Source organism: Bacillus sp. FSL K6-1218, assembly GCF_038006445.1.
In the GTDB taxonomy this organism is placed as follows: domain Bacteria; phylum Bacillota; class Bacilli; order Bacillales; family Bacillaceae_G; genus Bacillus_A; species Bacillus_A thuringiensis_S.
In genome coordinates this window covers 515,001-534,315 of sequence record NZ_JBBOVE010000001.1, presented here as the reverse complement: position 1 = coordinate 534,315, position 19,315 = coordinate 515,001, and the positions used below count along the sequence as shown (strand labels likewise).

Below are 19,315 nucleotides of genomic sequence, written 5' to 3'. Positions count from 1 at the left end.
TAAACGTTATTCATTTCTTAAATAATCTCTTTCTAAATACGAACATACTTAGGGCGGAAAGAACAAGTGTTATTCCAGAAAGTAAAGTCGATGTGCTAGCTTCACCGCCTGTTGATGGTAAAGATTTCTTGCCTTCCTCTGGCTTATTAGTATGTTGTTTATTTAATGTGTCTGCTTTTCTTCTCTCTTTTTCAACAACTTGATTATTCCCTTTTGGCTCTTGATCCAATCCTGTTGCTGATTCTTTTACTTCTTCTTTCGCTTCTTCAACTTCTTTTGTTGGCTCTTTTACTTCTTCTTTTGTTTCTTCAACTTCTTTTACCGGCTCTTTTACTTCTTCTTTTGTTTCTTCAACTTCTTTTACCGGCTCTTTTACTTCTTCTTTCGCTTCTTCAACTTCTTTTACCGGCTCTTTTACTTCTTCTTTCGCTTCTTCAACTTCTTTTACCGGCTCTTTTACTTCTTCTTTCGCTTCTTCAACTTCTTTTACCGGCTCTTTTACTTCTTCTTTCGCTTCTTCAACTTCTTTTACCGGCTCTTTTACTTCTTCTTTCGCTTCTTCAACTTCTTTTACCGGCTCTTTTACTTCTTCTTTCGCTTCTTCAACTTCTTTTACCGGCTCTTTTACTTCTTCTTTCGCTTCTTCAACTTCTTTTGTTGGCTCTTTTACTTCTTCTTTCGCTTCTTCAACTTCTTTTGTTGGCTCTTTTACTTCTTCTTTTACTTCTTCAACTTCTTTTACCGGTTCTTTCACTTCTTCTTTTGTTTCTTCAACTTCTTTTACCGGCTCTTTTACTTCTTCTTTCGGTATTAATGTTTCTACTATATTCTGAATTACAATGCCACTATATAATATGCCAGTCTCATAATGATCTGCATCTAAATCAAATTCATATATTTTTTCTCCTAAAGTACTCCAAATGATTCCCTCATCGGTAAGCGTTCCACCTTCACTCTTTAGTGTAATCTTTTCAATTGGCTCTCCCTCTAGATCATATACAGAAATTGTCACTTCTTTATTTATTTCTGCATCATCCAAAATGACCTTTTGCCTTCTAACATCAATTGTCCCCCACTGACCTAATTGTATTAATGGCCTTACATCACGAATCTCATTTTCAGCTAATTTTAAACTAAGTAAGTCTAACATTGAGCCAAGAACCGTTACATCTTTAATACGATTATCTGTAAGATTTAACCATTGCAAATTTTTCAATAAAGATAACGGTGTTGTATCTTCAATTTGATTATGAGATACATTTACATCGTTCAATTGTTTCAAGTTTGAGATAAACTCTATATTTTTTAGGCCTACTCCTTCTAAAGTGAGTTTTTCTAAATTCGTCATGTACTCTAAACCTGTTATATCTTTTATCTCTTTTCCTTTTTCTTTAAGTATCTCTACTGTTTTAATCTGTAATAAATCTTCTTTTGTTATAGGAGCGTTTAAATTCTCTCTACCTAAATTCTCTTTATTAATATGTTGTTGTAAAGTTTTATCGAGAATTACATTTTGACTTTCTTTTTGTTTTTCAACTATATTCTGTATAACCGTACCATTAAATCTTATTTTACTTTCAGTAGAATTAGTATCTAGTTTAAATTCATATATTTTTTCTCCAGGACTATTCCATTTTATAAATCCGTTATTCAGAGTAGCCCCCTCACTTTTTACATTAATATTTTGAAGTGGCTCTCCTTTAAGGCTGTATACTGGGATTTTTATTTCTTCATCTACGCTTGCTTCATTTAAAAAGATTTTTTGTCTTTGAATGTCAATTGAAATTCGCTTACCTAATTCCTCAACAGGTCTTACGTCAGAAATTTCATTTGCTCCAAGATTTATCTCATGTAAATTTGTTAAGGTGCTCAGCGGCGATATATCAGAGATATAATTCTCTTCTAAATTCAACACTTGTAAATTTCCTAATTGAGATAATGGTGATATATCTTTTATTTCACTATCAGCAATTTCTAGTTCAATAAGATTACTCATTTTACTAATAGATTCAACATTATTAATTTTATTGTTCCCTATCCATAATAGTTCCACATTATTTAATCGATCAATTCCATTAAGATCACTGATTTGATTATTTGCTAAGTATAATTGTTTCATAGTTGATAATGTAAATAATGGCTGGATATCTTTAATGTTATTACCGATTAAATCTAATGTTTTGATTTTTTTCATTTTACTTAATGGTGTAAGATCAGAAATTTTATTATCTCTTAAAAAAAGCATATTAATATTCTCTAATTGCCCAATTGGATGAATACTTTCAATTGAATTAGAAGTTAAATCAACGTACTTCAAACTTCTCAATTTCGAGATGGCTGATATATCTGTTACATTAGACTCTCGTAACGTCAACTTCTCTAAATTTGTCATATACTCTAAACCAGCTATTCCATTTATCCCTTTACCTGAATAAATGGATAATGTTTTAATTTGTAATAAATCTTTCTTTGTGATTGGCGTATCTACATTATCTCTATCTAAGTTATATTTATTAATATATTTTTGTAATTGCTTATCTAATATTACATTTCCGTTTTCATCTTGTTGCTCCTCTTTATTTTCCTTTTGTTTTTCTGGAACATTGTTTTCTAAATTTATAGCATTTACTTCAAACTGCACTTGATATTTATTATCATAGGCCATCGTTGGAATATAAATATGCATTTGCATATTGTATGTTTTTCCTAATTCTCCAACTTCAAATTGAATAACCTTCGTCCCATTTTTCTTTTTGTCTTCTGATAGGACCTTTACATCATGAAACACACCTGGCGTATGAATATCCTCTGTTTTCAAGTATTGGAAGAAATCACTATCACTTAACGTTGCTGTTACAATTTTCTTTCCATTCTCAATTGTTAATTTCGGATCCTTTATATAAACAGCTGCCATAGACTCTACATTCGTTTTATCTTTATACGCTTTAATAACAGCGTCATATGTACCATCTTCTAAACCTTGTCCCGTTTTATTCGCCTCAATTGCCACTGCCGCTAAAGCAGGTGTTGAATAAACAGCAAACGGAAGTGATAACGCCGCCGCTATAATCATTGCATTTATACGTTTTCTTTTATTTTGTTTCAACTTTACATCTCCTCCAAAATATATAATTCGAAATGTAATCATTTCTCGAATAAATGATAATGATTTTCATTATCATTGTCAACTAAAAAAATAAAAAGTTTACAAAAAAAGAACCTCTTTAAAAGAGGTTATGCCATTTTCTCACCTGATTCTTCTCTAAAAAAGCTTTTCATCGCATGAAATACGTCTGCTTTTTGCTTTAAAATATAGTATCTAAAGTTTTCATCTTTAATATTTTTATAGGCTGACATGAGTGTACTATGGCGGTTATACTGATTCACTTCCCCATATCCAAACATATTACATTTCTTCATTAATTCTTCCACAAGCTTTACACACCTAGCGTTATCTGATGTTAAATTATCACCGTCTGAAAAATGGAATGGATAAATATTATAGCGGTCTGGTGAATATTTATTATCAATCAGTTCTAATGCCTTTTTATATACGGAAGAACATATTGTTCCGCCACTTTCTCCTTTTGAGAAAAATTCTTCTTCTGTGACGACTTTCGCTTCTGTATGGTGAGCAATAAATTCAATATCAACTGTTTCATACTTTGTGCGTAAAAATCTTGTCATCCAGAAAAAGAAGCTACGTGCCATATACTTCTCCCACATTCCCATCGATCCACTCGTATCCATCATCGCTAACACAACAGCCTTTGAATCTGGCTTTAATACTTCATTCCAAGTGCGGAACTTTAAGTCTTCTTGATGAATTGGATGGAAAGATGCTTTACCACGCATCGCATTTCGTTTATATGCAGATATCATTGTTCGTTTCTTATCGATATTTCCCCATAATCCTGTTTTTCTAATGTCATTAAATTCAACATGTTCAATCCGGTTTTCATCTATTTCTTTTCTCTTTAAATTAGGCAGCTCTAACTCTCTGAAAAACGCCTGCTCTAATTCTAAAATAGAGACTTCAGCTTCATAGTAATCTTCCCCAGCTGCATCTCCTGCTCCTTGCCCTTTTCCTGGCCCTTTTTGTTTTTGACCACCTGATCCATCTCTCGCAACGACATCACCAACTTTGCTGTCACCGTTTCCTTGCCCGACATGTTTATTTTTATCATAATTGTATCTAATCTTATATTCATCTAGAGAACGAATTGGTATTTTTACAACATCTTTACCATTAGACATAACTATACTTTCTTCTGTCACAAGATCGGGTAAATTATTCTTAATTGCCTCTTGTACTTTTTCTTGATGGCGTTGTTGGTCGTCATATCCTTTGCGATGGAGGGACCAGTTTTCCTGTGAAATCGTATAATTTGGTTGATTTTCTTCGCCCATTCCTTTCCCTCCTTACTGTAATTGTCTTCCTGTATGAACAGCAATCTATAAATTTTGTTCTGTAATGTGCAAGCTAGAATATTTGAAAGGTAACTGCCCACAGAAAATCATCCCATAAACATTTATAACGTTTTTCATACAATACCCCGAGCATCCTAAACAAAATTTTTCCACTCACATAATAGAAAGAAATATTCAGCCACTGATAAGAAAGAAACACAATGCATTGTTGCACACATTTTTACTTTGCAACATATTGTATTGTGTTGGCTTTTTTCATATGAATGGTTGGTTACTCTATCATATGCATATTGTAAAAATAATTGACAATAAATTCATGAAATTGCATCTTAATTTATTACATTTGGACAAGGTATGACACTTTATACACATATGAACGGATAATAAAACGCTGTCCCGCAAAATACAAGAGACAGCGTTTTGTTATCAAACTATCGGTTTAACAAGCTACCTACATAGCGTAATAATTCATTTGCTGAAGAAGAATTATAGCCATGCTCATCAATTAAACGCGCAACAACATCATTGATTTTCTTAAGCTGATTTTCGTCCGGCGTTTTCGTTGATGTTGTAATTTTCACTATATCTTTTAAATCAGCAAATAGTTTTTTCTGAATCGCTTCACGAAGACGTTCATGTGAATTATAATCAAAGCGTTTTCCTTTACGGGCATAAGCAGAAATGCGAATTAAAATCTCTTCACGGAACGCTTTCTTAGCATTTTCTGAAATCCCAATTTGCTCTTCAATTGAGCGCATTAATTTTTCATCTGGACTCATTTCTTCTCCTGTTAACGGATCACGTAATTTCGATTTATTGCAGTACGCCTCGACGTTATCTAAATAATTATCCATAAGTGTCTTAGCCGATTCTTCATATGAATAAACAAACGCCTTTTGTACTTCTTTCTTCGCGATTTCATCGTATTCTTTTCTCGCTAATGAGATGAAATTCATATAACGTTCACGGTCTTCATTACTAATCGATGGATGCTGATCCAGCCCATCTTTTAAAGATCTAAGTACATCTAACGCGTTAATAGATGGTACCTCTTTTCGAATGATTGTAGACGAAATTCGGTTAATGACATAACGAGGATCAATACCCTTCATACCTTCATCTTGATATTCTCGTTGTAGCTCCTCTACATCAATCGCATTATAACCTTCTACCGTTTCTCCATCATACAAACGCATCTTTTTAATTAAATCAATATCCGGACGCTTCGGATCTTTTAAACGAGTTAAAATAGTGAACATTGCTGCAACGCGAAGTGTGTGTGGTGCAATGTGAACATTCGAAACATCACTTTCACGAATCATTTTTTCATAAATATGTTCTTCTTCACTTACTCGTAAATTATAAGGAACTGGCATTACAATAATTCTTGAGTGCAATGCTTCATTTTTCTTATTTGCTATAAATGAGCGATACTCTGTTTCATTCGTATGCGCTACAATTAATTCATCTGCTGAAATAAGCGCAAATCTTCCCGCTTTGAAATTCCCTTCTTGCGTAAGCGATAATAAGTGCCATAAAAACTTCTCATCGCATTTTAACATCTCTTGGAACTCCATCATTCCTCGGTTCGCCTTATTTAATTCTCCATCAAATCGATACGCACGCGGATCTGATTCTGAACCATATTCTGCAATCGTAGAAAAGTCCAGACTACCTGTTAAATCTGCAATATCCTGTGATTTTGGATCAGACGGGCTAAATGTACCAATCCCTGTACGGCGATCTTCAGAGAAGAAAATACGCTCTACAACTACATCCTCAATTCTTGATCCGTATTCTTGCTCTAAACGCATGACATTTAGTGGTGATAAATTCCCTTCAATTCTAACCCCATACTCATCAAAGAAATCATCTCGTAAATGATGTGGAATTAAATGCAGTGGATCCTCATGCATTGGGCATCCTTTAATTGCAAAAATTGCTCCACGATCTGTTCGTGAATATGTTTCTAATCCTCGTTTCAACATCGTAACTAACGTTGATTTCCCTCCACTAACAGGACCCATTAATAATAAAATTCTTTTTCTAACATCTAATCGTTTTGCAGATGGATGAAAATATTCCTCTACAAGACGTTCTAGAGCATCCTCTAATCCAAAGAGCTGATTACTAAAGAAGTTATACTTTCTTCTACCATCAACTTCTTCAATTCCAGCATCTTTTATCATATTGTAAATGCGAGAGTGTGCTGTTTGAGCCACCCATGGTCTTTCTTTCACAAGCTCCAAATACTCCGCAAACGTCCCTTCCCATTGTAACCGTTCTTCTGCTGCTCGATGCTGTTCAATCTTTTTTAGAATATCCATTATAGCTCCTCCCCCATCTCCTTGTTCAATCGGATTATTATAAAAGGTATGCTAGGATGTCCTTAAACATTCTTTAAATCAAAACGAAATATATAATAGCACGCTAAAATTCTCTCCAAAATTCAAAGAAAATTCTGTATAATATAGGTATTAACGTTTTCACACTGCTATTCATTATAAATAAATTCTTTTCTTCTAAGAACCTTACATACATTTTGGGTAATAAATAGAACTCGTGAACCGAAAAAAGTAAGGAGGATATTAGTATGAAATTATTATTAATTTTAGGTGTATCACTCACATTTCTTACAGCTATTTTTACATCTGGTTACAATGACAAACCAGGTACACATAAAAAATGATGTGCTTTTAGCACATCATTTTTTTATATATTATTTATAATACATATTTTCCATATCATATTTGGATAATGGTCGACTATAATAATAACCTTGTACAAGCTTCACATTCTTTTCTTTCAAAAACTGTATTTGCTCCTTTTTTTCTACTCCCTCTGCAATTACATTCAATTCTAAAGTATGAGCTAAATGAATAATTGCAGCTGTAATATTCGTATCACGTTCATCTATATGTATACCTTCCATAAAAGAACGATCAATTTTTAAAGTATCAATTGGATATGTTTTCAAGTAACTTAAAGATGAATAGCCTGTTCCAAAATCATCTAAATGAATCTTTAAATTTTTTTCTTTTAATTGTAGTAACACTCTCTTCGATATATCTTTATGTATAAGAGCTCCTTCTGTAACCTCTATCGCTAATAAATGAGCTGGTACATTGTACTTATTTAAAGCCCGTGTAATCATCTCTATTAATGTAATAGAGCGAAAGTGTCTAGCTGAAATATTAACTGCAATTGGGACCACTTCATATCCTTTATTTAACCATTCGCGCAGTTGCTGACACACTTGATTTACTACCCATTCATCGAGCTTAATAATAAATCCTGTTCTTTCTGCCAAAGGAATAAATTGATTTGGAGAAACAAATCCTAATTCCTTATTCTCCCACCTTATTAAAGCTTCCATACTAGCTATTTTTTTCGTTTCAATATTAATTTGTGGCTGATAATATAAGAAAAACTCATTTTTTTCTATAGCACGATGTAACTGGTTTTCTATTATAAACCTTTGTTCACGCTCACAGTCTAATCCACTACAATAAAAATGATAATGTCCTTTTCCTTTTTCTTTTGCTTTTTCTAAAGCAGCATCGACCCTCTGAAATAGTATTTTTTCATCTTCTCCATCTGCTGGAGCCATTACAATTCCAATTGACGCACTTAAATATACATCTTCTTCCTCTATTACAAAATATTCACTAATATTTTTCAGTATGCTCTTTGCAATTTCCTCTACACATTCTTTCGTTATATTTTCTATTAACATAACAAATTGATCATCGTGTTCTCTAAATAAGTGCATACCTTCTATTTTTAGATTGCTTAAACATTCTGTAACTTTTTGTAATACTTTATCTCCCTCTTTATGACCAAATGTATCATTAATACGATGAAACTCATCTAAATCTATAAATACAAGCGCAAAATTTATACTCTCTTTTAAAAAAGTATTTAACTTATTTGTACATGAAATTCTATTCATTAATCCCGTTAACTGGTCATAGTAGGCTAAATATTCTGTTCGCATTTCGTTTAATACTTGCCTTGTAACATCTCTCGTAACAATATAAACTCCAACAATTTCACCGTTCACAATAATCGGGATAGTTCTCAAAGAAATATATAGCTCGTACCCTTCTTTATGAACATATTTCTTTGAAACAATTTGTTTTGCTCTTCCCTGCAGAGCTCCTTTAAATAGAATTTGAAAGTCTTTTTCATATTCTTTATTAATGAATTCAAAAATAAATTTATTATTTAACTCTTCATACCGGTATCCAAATATTTCATACGTTGCCGGGTTTGCATATGTAACTCTCCCTATAGAATCTATAGATATAATTGAGTCATTATTATATTCTAGTAACGACTTAAATAACATTTGTTTTTCCTCTATCTCTGTCTTCTCCTCAATTTGAGCTGTAATATCTCTTGTAATACAAATAACAAATTGACATATTCCTTCTTCATCGCAGACAGGATTAAGTGAAGATTCATAATGTATCTCACCTTTTTGTAATTTGACTACATCACAAAATGTGTGTGCTTTCGCTTCTCTCACTACTTTTTCATATTGCCTTTGCAATATCCCCGCTATATCTTTTGGTAATACTTCTGCAAAAGTTTTTCCATAGCACTCTTCGCTTAACCTAGCATAATCCATTCCTATTTTATTCACATACATATATTTAAACGTTTCATCATCAATAACTTTCAAAATAAATACTAAATCTTGAATAGCATGTAATAATCCTTGTCTAATTAAATCCATATCTATCATACTTAAAAAGGTATTTTGATTACTATATTCTTCCTTCATATTTATCTCAACCCGTCTTATCTATTTTTAATCATATATCCCATTCTATATGATTATGTCCTCTCTTTTAAATGTATGATTACATATTATTTTTATTTTATAAAAAAAAGTCGCCATATGGCGACTTTTAATAAACGATTTCTAAATCTAATCCAGGGTAATTTTGTTGACGGAACGCTTCATAAATTAAAATTGCTGCTGTATTAGATAAATTTAATGAACGTACTTTATCTGTCATTGGAATACGTAAACAATGATCAAAGTTTTCTTCGATTACATTAGCTGGTAAGCCGTTTGTTTCTCTTCCAAATACAAAATAGTAATCCTTCTCGCGCTTGCTATAGTCAAACGCTGTATGAGCTTTTTCGCCATACTTCGTTAAATAGAAGAATTCACCATCTTTATTTTTTTCATAAAATTCTTCAATTGAATCATAATACGTAATTTTCACGTGCTGCCAATAATCTAATCCGGCACGCTTTAACATTTTATCATCCGTTGAAAATCCAAGCGGTCTAATCAAATGTAATTCTGTTCCAGTTGCTGCACAAGTACGAGCAATATTCCCTGTATTTGCTGGAATTTCTGGCTGATATAAAACAACATGTACTCCCACGCGATATTCACCTCTGTTTTTTGTCTACTACGTATTATACCACTTGAGCGAAAAATCTCTACCCATTAATAATATGAAAGAATTTATATTTCATTTGTGGTGTATATTTACTAGAGTCTTCATAGTTCCAATAACGTCGACGGCTATTCGCTGAATGTGCATTTACAAGCGGCATACCATCTGCATCTTTTGCTACTACAATCGTCGTATGATTCCACCTTCCGTCATCCTCGAAATCATAAGCAATAACATCTCCAAGAATAAGTTCTTCTGGTCTCTCTACCGCCTCTGCTCGAAGTCCTGTTGTAGCACCTGACAAATACCAATAAAAAGAATGTGCAACAGCCCAGCTCCAACTCCACTGATTCTCCCTTTGCCACCATCCTTTACGAATATTAGGATATCCGTTCATAGGTACTTCTCCAGTATGAAGACATTGAGAAATGAAATTCGTACAATTATCAGGGAAATTACGATACATAGGATTTCGGTCATCCCACCAACGCTCTGCATATTTCACTGCCTCTAAACGATTGTATTGATAAGAACCGTACTTCTCTTTCGTAATTTCCCTTTCCAATGTCTCACCCATTCTAATTTCTTCTAATACTTCAATAGCATAATCGACTATAATCCGACTATTTTTTAAACAAACTCTTCGTTTTAATTGTTCCTCTTCAATATAAAATAATTCTTTATGCTTAATTAAATATTTAAAATGTATTTGATAATCAATTTCTTGATGGTCATTACTATTTAATTGTCTAATGAAAGAAACATCCGCAATTGCTTTCACTATATATGCACTACGCCTTTGAAACAATTGTTTCTTTCTCTGTGCCATTTGTAGTAAATCCTCAGCAATACCATCCACGTCTGTTCGTTTCTCTGTGATATATGCTAAAAACTGTTGTACTTGCTTTTCAATATTCGTTTTTACAGCCATTTCGTTTCCCTCCCATATTACAATATGAAAAAGGGAAATATTATCTACTCTTTTTTCTGTGTTAACAACTCAAGCCCGCGATTCATTTCATGAAGCACTTCTTCATCTTTCTCACGTTCCATCGCTTTTTCAATCGCTTCGCCGACTCCATCTCCGCCAATTTTTCCAAGTGCCCACGCTGCCGTTCCGCGCAGTACCGGTCTTGGGTCATCTTTCATGACACCAATTAAATCAGGAATTGCCGATGCTTCTTTAAAATGTGCTAATGCTAAAATCGCATTTCTTTGCAGTGGCTTTTTCCCTCTCCATGACCCTGACATAATCCCATATTTCTCTTTAAAATCACGATTGCTAATTGTTAAAAGCGGCGTTAATAATGGTTTAACTAGCTCAGGGTCCGGCTCCATCTCAGGATGATTATGAAAATCCATTCCTTTATTTTTCGGACAAACAGTCTGACACGTATCACATCCATATATACGATTTCCTATTTTATCGCGATATTCTTCAGGTAGGAATCCTTTCGTCTGTGTTAAAAACGCAATACACTTCTTCGAATCTAACTGTCCCCCTTGTATTAAAGCACCTGTAGGACAAATATCGATACATTTCGTACAGCCCCCGCATTGATCTTCTATCGGCTTATCTGGTGGGAATGGAACATTTGTAATCATTTCCCCTAGGTATACATACGAACCAAATTCAGGTGTAATAATAGCACAGTTTTTCCCACTCCAGCCAATGCCTGCACGCTCTGATACAGCTCGATCACTTAATTCACCTGTATCAACCATGGACTTCACTTCTATATCCGGAAGTTTTTCAATTAAATATGCTTCTAATTTTTGCAAACGATCTCGTAAAACAAGATGATAATCTTGTCCCCAAGAAGCACGGCAAAAAATCCCACGGCGTTCTCCACGCTTACTTAATGGTGCATTTTTTAATTTTGAAGGATATGCTAAAGCAATTGCAATAATTGATTTAGCACCCGGTAATAAAAGTTGCGGATTCGTTCTCTTCTCTATATCAGGCTCTTCAAATCCAGATTGATAATTTAATTGTTGCTGCTGGATTAAGCGCTGCTTTAATTCCTCAAAAGGAGAAGCACTCGCAAAGCCTATTTTATCTATGCCAATTGTTTTACTATACGCAATTACATCTTGCTTTAATTGTTCAAAATCCACTCTTAATCGCCTCCTCAGATGGATCCATCCCTTATGTAACGACTCTATTGGTTAATAATTCACTTTTGAAATACTATTATTTACTTCTATTTTCGCATGTAATGATGTTTTTCAAACATTAAAAAACGCAATGCCTCGTTTATCTCGGAAACGAAACACTGCGTTGATCACAATTTATAGAAAAACATTTAATAAAATTTGGAGCGGGTGAAGAGAATCGAACTCTCGACCAGAGCTTGGAAGGCTCTTGTTTTACCACTAAACTACACCCGCAAATATGAATTACATATAAGATATTAGAATAACTTATGTAAAGAAGTATAGCATGTAAAAAAAGTCGAGGCAAGAATTTTATCGAAAAAAGTCGAAAAAGTGATGAGAGGCCTCATCACTTTTTCAATTCTTTATCAATTGCCTTCTTCATACTATCGAAATCAGGGTTTGCAAGATTTCCGTTTACATATACTGAAGGAGCACCTTGAACTTTTAATTTTTGAGCACGATCTGAGTCTTTACGTACTTTTTCTTTAATTTCTTTACTGTGTAAATCTTTCTTAAATTGTGCTACATCAACTTTTGGAAGTTTCTCTTTCACAATGCTAAGAAGCAAATCTTCTGTAATCCATTCTTCCGTATCTTTCTTTTGATTTTGATAAATCTCATCATAGAAGATCCAGAATGAATCTTTATCTTGTTTATAAATTGCTTCACCAGCTGCTGCACCTAAATCCGAGTCTTTTCCGATAAATGGGAAGTTAATAAAATATAACTGCACTTTACCTTTATCAATATACTCTTCTTTTAATCGTGGTAATACTGTTACATCCCAAGTACGACAAGCAGGACATTTGAAGTCTCCAAATTCAACTACCTTAACCAGAGCATCATCTTTTCCTAAAGATTGTTGTGTAGAATAAGCAAACATCTCATTCCCTTTATCTTTTTTGTCATTTATGATGCTATACGCAATTGTTCCGATTACAATCAATACTGCGATAGAAAAAACTACCCCAAGAGCCATAAGTTTATTTGATTTCATATACATTCCTCTTTAAATTCATATTCTGTATACAGTATTGTACACAATACACATAATATCAACACTTATATACGTCACGCAATGAACACGCTCACATAAATTACAAAAACACAATATTTGTGACGATATTGTGTCACAATTTGTCACAATTTATTCAAAAAAAGAGAAGCTCCTCTGTAGGAACTTCTCTTAACTTACTGCTTTTTTACGCGCACTATTTAACATTGACTGCTCTATTTTTATATCATGACGAATTACTAATTTCTCACTAACTGCTTGAACATACTCATCATGGCTTATATAGCCTTCTTTCTCCATTAATCTCAAAACGACATTTCGTCTCTCTACTGCTTTATCATAATTTTGGGCAGGTGAGTAATAAGCAGGTGCTTTTACTACAGCAGCCATCATCGCACTTTCAGCCAACGTTAATTGGTTCACCTCTTTACCGAAGTAAAGGTTTGCTGCTTTTTCAATTCCCCATGCTCCTTCACCATAATAAATGTTACTTACATATAATTTTAAAATTTCATCCTTCGTAAATGTACGTTCAATTTTTTTCGTATAAAAAATCTCTTTCCACTTACGAGAAAATGTACGTTCATTCGTTAAAAAAGCATTTTTAGATAGCTGCTGTGTAATCGTGCTTCCTCCTTGTACGACACCACCAGCCTTTATGTTCTCAACAGAGGCCCTAATAATTGCTATATAATCTAAACCGTTATGATGATAAAATCTTTTATCTTCTGTCGCAATAAATGCATGTGTTAATGATTCTGGTACCTCTAACTTAGCCGGCACATGTAATTTACTAATATCACTTTGCTCAATCATTACATTTCCAATGAATAATAACGTACAACTTAACAATAATAATAATATAATGGCTTTATAAAAAAGTTTAGTCATTGGATTTAATGCAACTTTTTGATGATAGTTCACCCTAGATAATACTCGTTCTTTCATCTTGAACACCTCTTTTCCACACAGCATATAACTCTTACTTTAAGAATACATTGTTGTAAAAAAATATCCCATCGATTTCTCTTACACGTACCTTACATCATTGTAAGGTATAAAATGAAACTTTAATAAGCACTCATCAATCAGGCTTACTGCCCAGCAAATAGTGGGATAAAAAAATATTGTATCACAGTCTTTTTTTATCTACTATTCATCTGAAATATTGAATATAGGTTATGTTAAAGTACGAATAGCCAATAAGAGTAACCCTTAAGACTATTATATTTTCACTTTACACTTTAATTATATCATCTACAAATATATGTACTTTTGACTATCTAGTAATCTAAATGTATACAACATATAGATTCATTATACAGAACGAGTGTTCTACAAATCAATACTAACGCTATTATTATTTTGACCTTTTTCTTAAACAGTATACAAAAAAAGAGTAGTGATTTGAATGTACCTCAAATCGGCTACTCTTTTCTTTACAATCTTCTAATTAAATTATACGGCTGCACTTCCCACGTTTCATACGGAATACAATGTGTTGCTCTCATTGCATCAAGTGTTCTAGATTTCATATGAGGACGCGTTATATACTCATCTATGTTCTCTTCATTTAAAGCAACAAATTTAGCCTCTTGTATTTCTTCAGGTTGAATTTTTATTTCGCCACTCACATATGCTACTTTAAAAACAACAGCTAGAATGTGCATAGAGGCATTATAATAAACCCCGGTAATTCCGATAGGCTTCACCGTTAATCCTGTTTCCTCTTTTATTTCCCTACAGACAGCTTGATCGAGTGCTTCTCCTTCTTCTACCTGTCCTCCTGGCATTTCCCACGTATCAGCTCGCCAGTGTACCTTTGTTAATAACACTTCATTTTTTTCATTTGTTAAATAACCTGCTACGGCAACTATATGCTTTGGTGTCTTATGTTCCATACTAAGCCTCCTAGAAATAATGGTTATTTCATATATCCCTATAAGCATATTCCCTATCTACACCAAAATACCTTTAATAATTCATCACCTTAATTAACTTCATAAAAAAAGCCCCTATTCGTTAAACGAAAAGGGGCTTTCATCGTATTACTCTCCTAAGTCTACGTTGTGATAAACTTGTTGTACATCTTCTAAATCTTCTAATGCATCAACCATTTTCTCAAATTGTACTTGAGCATCTTCAGGAAGTGTAACATCACTTTGTGCAAGCATTGTTAATTCTGCAACTGTAAATTCTTCAACACCAGCACCTTTAAGTGCAGATTGTACTGAATGGAATTGATCTGGTTCAGCATACACGATAACAGCATCTTCTTCTTCTAGAATGTCACGTGCATCTACATCTGCTTCCATTAAAATTTCAAGAACTTCATCTGATGTTTTACCTTCAAGGCCGATAACAGCTGTCGCATCAAACATGTAAGCTACAGAACCGTTTACACCCATGTTACCACTGTTTTTGCTAAATGCAGCTCGTACATCTGCTGCAGTACGGTTTACGTTATTTGTAAGTGTATCTACAATAACCATAGCTCCATTTGGCCCAAATCCTTCATAACGAAGCTCGTCATAATTTTCCTCTGAACCGCCTTTTGCTTTTTCAACTGCACGATCAATAATTGTTCTTGGTACATTGTATGTTTTCGCACGTTCTAATACGACTCTAAGCGCTTGGTTTGATTCTGGATCTGGCTCGCCTTGTTTTGCCGCCACATAAATTTCACGTCCAAATTTCGCGTATATACGGCTTGTATTTGCATCTTTTGATGCTTTTTTGTCTTTAATATTGTTCCATTTACGGCCCATACTTTCCACTCTCTTTCTCGTTTTAAATCTACATAAAAATATTAATATGAAATATAATGTGTGTTCAACACATTTTTAAAAGAAATATAAAAAGTTCATTTTTGATTCATATTACAGACATAATATAAATCACTATCATTTTCTTCTTTCGACAAGTTATATTATACATGAATTCTCACGTTTATTACGAATTTTAGAAGCACATAGTATAATTTAACAAAAAGGAATTCGTTTTAGAATCCTTTCTATACCAAATGGAGGTAGAGGGCAATGGTAAAGTATCAATCAGTAAATTGTTTTGAGTATATAGAATCGTGGTCCTATTATATTGAAAAAGCAAAAGTTACAAATAACAACCTTTACTTAATATTCGACTCCATTGAAATTACAAAAAAACACCCTTTAAATCCTTTTAATAACGGATGGGAAATAAATAAAGCTACATTAACTTTCTATGACTTTGAAGTAATTGATGCTGGTTATTATGATTGTTCTCATGTTCAAAAACAGGAGATTATTTTTGATAAAGATTGTCTTTATGTACCTACATCATTATTAGAATTAATAAATGATTTTACACTAGTCACTGAAGATATGAAAGAGCAAAACGAAACCTTTTTTGAGCATTGCTTCGAGGGATGGGCATGGAAATTCGGCGAAGACATATGGGGATACTTCAAAATTTGCTATACACGGATGGAAATGACATGGGATTCATTTTACAACCAAAGGGATAAATAAAGTTGATTCTACTTTTTACTACAGGCTAATTCAGTTTAATAAAACTTATAGACAGACTGCTTCATTTTGATCTATTTTCTTTAGTTAGCATCAATATGGCCATTTAAAGAAGCATAAAAAATAAAAGCCACGATTTAATGTCGAAGTTTTTTATACTTATTTTTATACATCTTTCATAGTATCAGAAACATTTACGCCGCTACTCATACATATTTCCATCATATTTACTTTCTATTGCTGTATAATTAAAATAGGAAAAAATTTGAAGTTAGGATAAGGCAGAATTATTATGACACATTCAAAAGAGAAAAAATCACATGGTTTTAAAGGAATAGGAGAGCAGTTAAACCCAACTATCTATCAAGTGAGATTCATAAAATTAGATGAACCAATTCAATTTGAGTCGTTTCCTAAATTAAAAGAATTAGGGGACTGGTTGAGTACTTCAACACAAATGTGGTCGTGTCACTCAACTATGTACAAGTACAACAGAGAAGAGTTTGAAAAGAAGTTTTTAGAAATTACAAAATTAACAGTTGATAATGTACTAATATCTACTGGTGGTGTCGGATTTAACTTCATATCACCGGGGTGGAGAGATTCTCTCTAGAGTGCTTGAAAAAATTCTTGTATATGTAATATACCACTGAAATTCTATAAAAGGATAAAGCCGAACGTTCGGTTTTATCCTTTTAGTACTTTATAGTTTCTTCCAACTATATCTAAAGTTCGTCGCGCCACAACACACTATCAGTACTTATTTTGTAGTGTGAAGAAAACACAAAAAAACCCTACACAATTAGTGTAGAGCCTTAATGTTACGCCGTTCATGATACCGATGGTCGGGGTCGAACCGACACTCCCGAAGGAACACGATTTTGAGTCGTGCGCGTCTGCCAATTCCGCCACATCGGCACAAAAGAAAAGGCGGCAACCGGATTTGAACCGGTGATAAAGGTTTTGCAGACCTCTGCCTTACCACTTGGCTATGCCGCCATATTAAATTTCATTGGAGCGGAAGACGGGATTCGAACCCGCGACCCCAACCTTGGCAAGGTTGTATTCTACCACTGAACTACTTCCGCAAAAATGGCTGGGCTAGCTGGATTCGAACCAGCGCATGACGGAGTCAAAGTCCGTTGCCTTACCGCTTGGCTATAGCCCATCGAATTCTTACTTAATTATATGTAAGTATCAATTAAATTATTTGTAATTTTTAAAATAAAAATGGGGCGACTGATGGGAATCGAACCCACGAATGCCGGAGCCACAATCCGGTGCGTTAACCACTTCGCCACAACCGCCATGTTGTGTAAATATATTTGGCAGGGGCAGTAGGAATCGAACCCACACTGGAGGTTTTGGAGACCTCAGTTCTACCTTTAAACTATGCCCCTATGTAAATGGTGGAGGGGGGCAGATTCGAACTGCCGAACCCGAAGGAGCGGATTTACAGTCCGCCGCGTTTAGCCACTTCGCTACCCCTCCGAAACTTACATGGTGCCGGCTAGAGGACTTGAACCCCCAACCTACTGATTACAAGTCAGTTGCTCTACCAATTGAGCTAAGCCGGCGTATTTTATTAAGATAAATGGTGGCTCGGGACGGAATCGAACCGCCGACACGAGGATTTTCAGTCCTCTGCTCTACCGACTGAGCTACCGAGCCTTATTAAAATGGCGGTCCCGACCGGGGTCGAACCGGCGATCTCCTGCGTGACAGGCAGGCATGTTAACCACTACACCACGGGACCATTTGGTTGCGGGGACAGGATTTGAACCTGCGACCTTCGGGTTATGAGCCCGACGAGCTACCGTACTGCTCCACCCCGCGATAATACTATTCATATAAAATTCATATGGTGGAGGATGACGGGATCGAACCGCCGACCCCCTGCTTGTAAGGCAGGTGCTCTCCCAGCTGAGCTAATCCTCCAAAGTGGTGACCCGTACGGGATTCGAACCCGTGTTACCGCCGTGAAAGGGCGGTGTCTTAACCACTTGACCAACGGGCCAAATATTATAAATCCTATGGCGGAGAGCAAGGGATTCGAACCCTTGATACGCTTGTGACGTATACACGATTTCCAATCGTGCTCCTTCGGCCAACTCGGACAGCTCTCCAATGGCTCCGCAGGTAGGAATCGAACCTACGACCGATCGGTTAACAGCCGATAGCTCTACCGCTGAGCTACTGCGGAATAATATTGCCTGGCAACGTCCTACTCTCACAGGGACAAGGTCCCAACTACCATCGGCGCTAGAGAGCTTAACTTCCGTGTTCGGTATGGGAACGGGTGTGACCTCTCTGCCATCATTACCAGACATTATTCTTTTGAGACAATCATTATTATAACTTATTTACTTTAAAAGTCAACAAGTTTTTTATGTTCTCTCAAAACTAGATAACATTTGCTACATATTATATGGTTAAGTCCTCGATCTATTAGTATTCGTCAGCTCCACATGTCACCATGCTTCCACCTCGAACCTATCAACCTGATCATCTTTCAGGGATCTTACTAGCTTACGCTATGGGAAATCTCATCTTGAGGGGGGCTTCATGCTTAGATGCTTTCAGCACTTATCCCTTCCGCACATAGCTACCCAGCTATGCCCTTGGCAGAACAACTGGTACACCAGCGGTGCGTCCATCCCGGTCCTCTCGTACTAAGGACAGCTCCTCTCAAATTTCCTACGCCCACGACGGATAGGGACCGAACTGTCTCACGACGTTCTGAACCCAGCTCGCGTACCGCTTTAATGGGCGAACAGCCCAAC

The 19,315-nt window shown here is 34.9% G+C and carries 13 protein-coding genes, 16 tRNA genes and 2 rRNA genes (1 of these 31 running past the window's edge); 2 read left to right on the top strand and 29 right to left on the bottom strand.

Features of this window, described 5'->3' with window-relative positions:
- Nucleotides 1-10: 10 nt before the first annotated feature.
- The 12 genes from MHI26_RS02780 to MHI26_RS02725 all read right to left on the bottom strand — a co-directional run bounded on the left by MHI26_RS02780 (nucleotide 11) and on the right by MHI26_RS02725 (nucleotide 15,794).
- Nucleotides 11-3,106, bottom strand: coding sequence for a leucine-rich repeat domain-containing protein (locus MHI26_RS02780; protein WP_340993712.1), 3,096 nt, complete (start codon nucleotides 3,104-3,106; stop codon nucleotides 11-13).
- Between the two features lie 128 nt (nucleotides 3,107-3,234).
- Nucleotides 3,235-4,410 carry a sporulation protein YhbH gene (yhbH, locus tag MHI26_RS02775; RefSeq protein ID WP_000503516.1) on the bottom strand — a complete coding sequence of 392 codons (1,176 nt, stop codon included), beginning with the start codon at nucleotides 4,408-4,410 and terminating at the stop codon, nucleotides 3,235-3,237.
- 452 nt (nucleotides 4,411-4,862) lie between these two features.
- Nucleotides 4,863-6,758, bottom strand: coding sequence for a PrkA family serine protein kinase (locus tag MHI26_RS02770; protein ID WP_000353273.1), 1,896 nt, complete (start codon nucleotides 6,756-6,758; stop codon nucleotides 4,863-4,865).
- Between the two features lie 392 nt (nucleotides 6,759-7,150).
- Nucleotides 7,151-9,220, bottom strand: a complete 2,070-nt coding sequence (locus MHI26_RS02765; protein ID WP_000657162.1) for a sensor domain-containing protein — start codon at nucleotides 9,218-9,220, stop codon at nucleotides 7,151-7,153.
- Between the two features lie 127 nt (nucleotides 9,221-9,347).
- Complete coding sequence (trmL, locus tag MHI26_RS02760; RefSeq protein ID WP_000538147.1) at nucleotides 9,348-9,836, bottom strand: tRNA (uridine(34)/cytosine(34)/5-carboxymethylaminomethyluridine(34)-2'-O)-methyltransferase TrmL; 489 nt, start codon at nucleotides 9,834-9,836, stop codon at nucleotides 9,348-9,350.
- A gap of 58 nt (nucleotides 9,837-9,894) precedes the next feature.
- A complete protein-coding gene (locus MHI26_RS02755; protein WP_000279395.1) occupies nucleotides 9,895-10,782 on the bottom strand; it encodes an amidase domain-containing protein in 888 nt (295 codons plus the stop codon).
- Nucleotides 10,783-10,826: 44 nt separating this feature from the next.
- On the bottom strand, nucleotides 10,827-11,969 hold the full coding sequence (gene queG / locus MHI26_RS02750) for a tRNA epoxyqueuosine(34) reductase QueG (protein WP_061667825.1): 1,143 nt from the start codon (nucleotides 11,967-11,969) through the stop codon (nucleotides 10,827-10,829).
- A 199-nt stretch (nucleotides 11,970-12,168) separates the two neighbouring features.
- Nucleotides 12,169-12,242, bottom strand: a tRNA-Gly gene (locus MHI26_RS02745).
- A 115-nt stretch (nucleotides 12,243-12,357) separates the two neighbouring features.
- Nucleotides 12,358-13,008, bottom strand: coding sequence for a DsbA family protein (locus MHI26_RS02740; RefSeq protein ID WP_061667824.1), 651 nt, complete (start codon nucleotides 13,006-13,008; stop codon nucleotides 12,358-12,360).
- Between the two features lie 189 nt (nucleotides 13,009-13,197).
- On the bottom strand, nucleotides 13,198-13,974 hold the full coding sequence (locus MHI26_RS02735) for a transglycosylase domain-containing protein (protein WP_000664717.1): 777 nt from the start codon (nucleotides 13,972-13,974) through the stop codon (nucleotides 13,198-13,200).
- Between the two features lie 491 nt (nucleotides 13,975-14,465).
- On the bottom strand, nucleotides 14,466-14,927 hold the full coding sequence (locus MHI26_RS02730; protein WP_061667823.1) for an NUDIX hydrolase: 462 nt from the start codon (nucleotides 14,925-14,927) through the stop codon (nucleotides 14,466-14,468).
- Between the two features lie 147 nt (nucleotides 14,928-15,074).
- Entirely contained in the window at nucleotides 15,075-15,794 is a 720-nt protein-coding gene (locus MHI26_RS02725) for a YebC/PmpR family DNA-binding transcriptional regulator (RefSeq protein WP_000532949.1), read from the bottom strand.
- A gap of 270 nt (nucleotides 15,795-16,064) precedes the next feature.
- Between MHI26_RS02725 and MHI26_RS02720 the strand changes: the two genes are divergently transcribed.
- Nucleotides 16,065-16,535 (top strand): hypothetical protein, encoded by a 471-nt coding sequence (locus MHI26_RS02720; protein ID WP_061667822.1) that lies wholly within the window; start codon nucleotides 16,065-16,067, stop codon nucleotides 16,533-16,535.
- A 289-nt stretch (nucleotides 16,536-16,824) separates the two neighbouring features.
- Nucleotides 16,825-17,145, top strand: a complete 321-nt coding sequence (locus tag MHI26_RS02715; protein ID WP_000149747.1) for a DUF3884 family protein — start codon at nucleotides 16,825-16,827, stop codon at nucleotides 17,143-17,145.
- 223 nt (nucleotides 17,146-17,368) lie between these two features.
- On the opposite strand, the gene MHI26_RS02710 is transcribed toward MHI26_RS02715, so the two are convergent.
- The 17 genes from MHI26_RS02710 to MHI26_RS02630 all read right to left on the bottom strand — a co-directional run.
- Nucleotides 17,369-17,450, bottom strand: a tRNA-Leu gene (locus MHI26_RS02710).
- Between the two features lie 10 nt (nucleotides 17,451-17,460).
- A tRNA-Cys gene (locus MHI26_RS02705) sits at nucleotides 17,461-17,531 on the bottom strand.
- Nucleotides 17,532-17,545: 14 nt separating this feature from the next.
- Nucleotides 17,546-17,620: transfer RNA gene (locus tag MHI26_RS02700), tRNA-Gly, on the bottom strand.
- A 5-nt stretch (nucleotides 17,621-17,625) separates the two neighbouring features.
- Nucleotides 17,626-17,700: transfer RNA gene (locus MHI26_RS02695), tRNA-Gln, on the bottom strand.
- A 63-nt stretch (nucleotides 17,701-17,763) separates the two neighbouring features.
- A tRNA-His gene (locus MHI26_RS02690) sits at nucleotides 17,764-17,839 on the bottom strand.
- A 19-nt stretch (nucleotides 17,840-17,858) separates the two neighbouring features.
- A tRNA-Trp gene (locus tag MHI26_RS02685) sits at nucleotides 17,859-17,932 on the bottom strand.
- 7 nt (nucleotides 17,933-17,939) lie between these two features.
- Nucleotides 17,940-18,023, bottom strand: a tRNA-Tyr gene (locus tag MHI26_RS02680).
- 10 nt (nucleotides 18,024-18,033) lie between these two features.
- Nucleotides 18,034-18,109 (bottom strand) — tRNA-Thr (locus MHI26_RS02675).
- A gap of 18 nt (nucleotides 18,110-18,127) precedes the next feature.
- A tRNA-Phe gene (locus MHI26_RS02670) sits at nucleotides 18,128-18,203 on the bottom strand.
- Between the two features lie 9 nt (nucleotides 18,204-18,212).
- Nucleotides 18,213-18,288: transfer RNA gene (locus MHI26_RS02665), tRNA-Asp, on the bottom strand.
- A gap of 3 nt (nucleotides 18,289-18,291) precedes the next feature.
- Nucleotides 18,292-18,368: transfer RNA gene (locus tag MHI26_RS02660), tRNA-Met, on the bottom strand.
- A gap of 26 nt (nucleotides 18,369-18,394) precedes the next feature.
- Nucleotides 18,395-18,470: transfer RNA gene (locus MHI26_RS02655), tRNA-Val, on the bottom strand.
- A 4-nt stretch (nucleotides 18,471-18,474) separates the two neighbouring features.
- Nucleotides 18,475-18,549: transfer RNA gene (locus MHI26_RS02650), tRNA-Glu, on the bottom strand.
- Between the two features lie 17 nt (nucleotides 18,550-18,566).
- A tRNA-Ser gene (locus MHI26_RS02645) sits at nucleotides 18,567-18,658 on the bottom strand.
- Between the two features lie 2 nt (nucleotides 18,659-18,660).
- A tRNA-Asn gene (locus tag MHI26_RS02640) sits at nucleotides 18,661-18,735 on the bottom strand.
- 8 nt (nucleotides 18,736-18,743) lie between these two features.
- Nucleotides 18,744-18,859, bottom strand: a 5S ribosomal RNA gene (rrf, locus tag MHI26_RS02635).
- Between the two features lie 101 nt (nucleotides 18,860-18,960).
- Nucleotides 18,961-19,315: ribosomal RNA gene (locus tag MHI26_RS02630) — 23S ribosomal RNA — on the bottom strand (it continues 2,567 nt past the right edge of the window).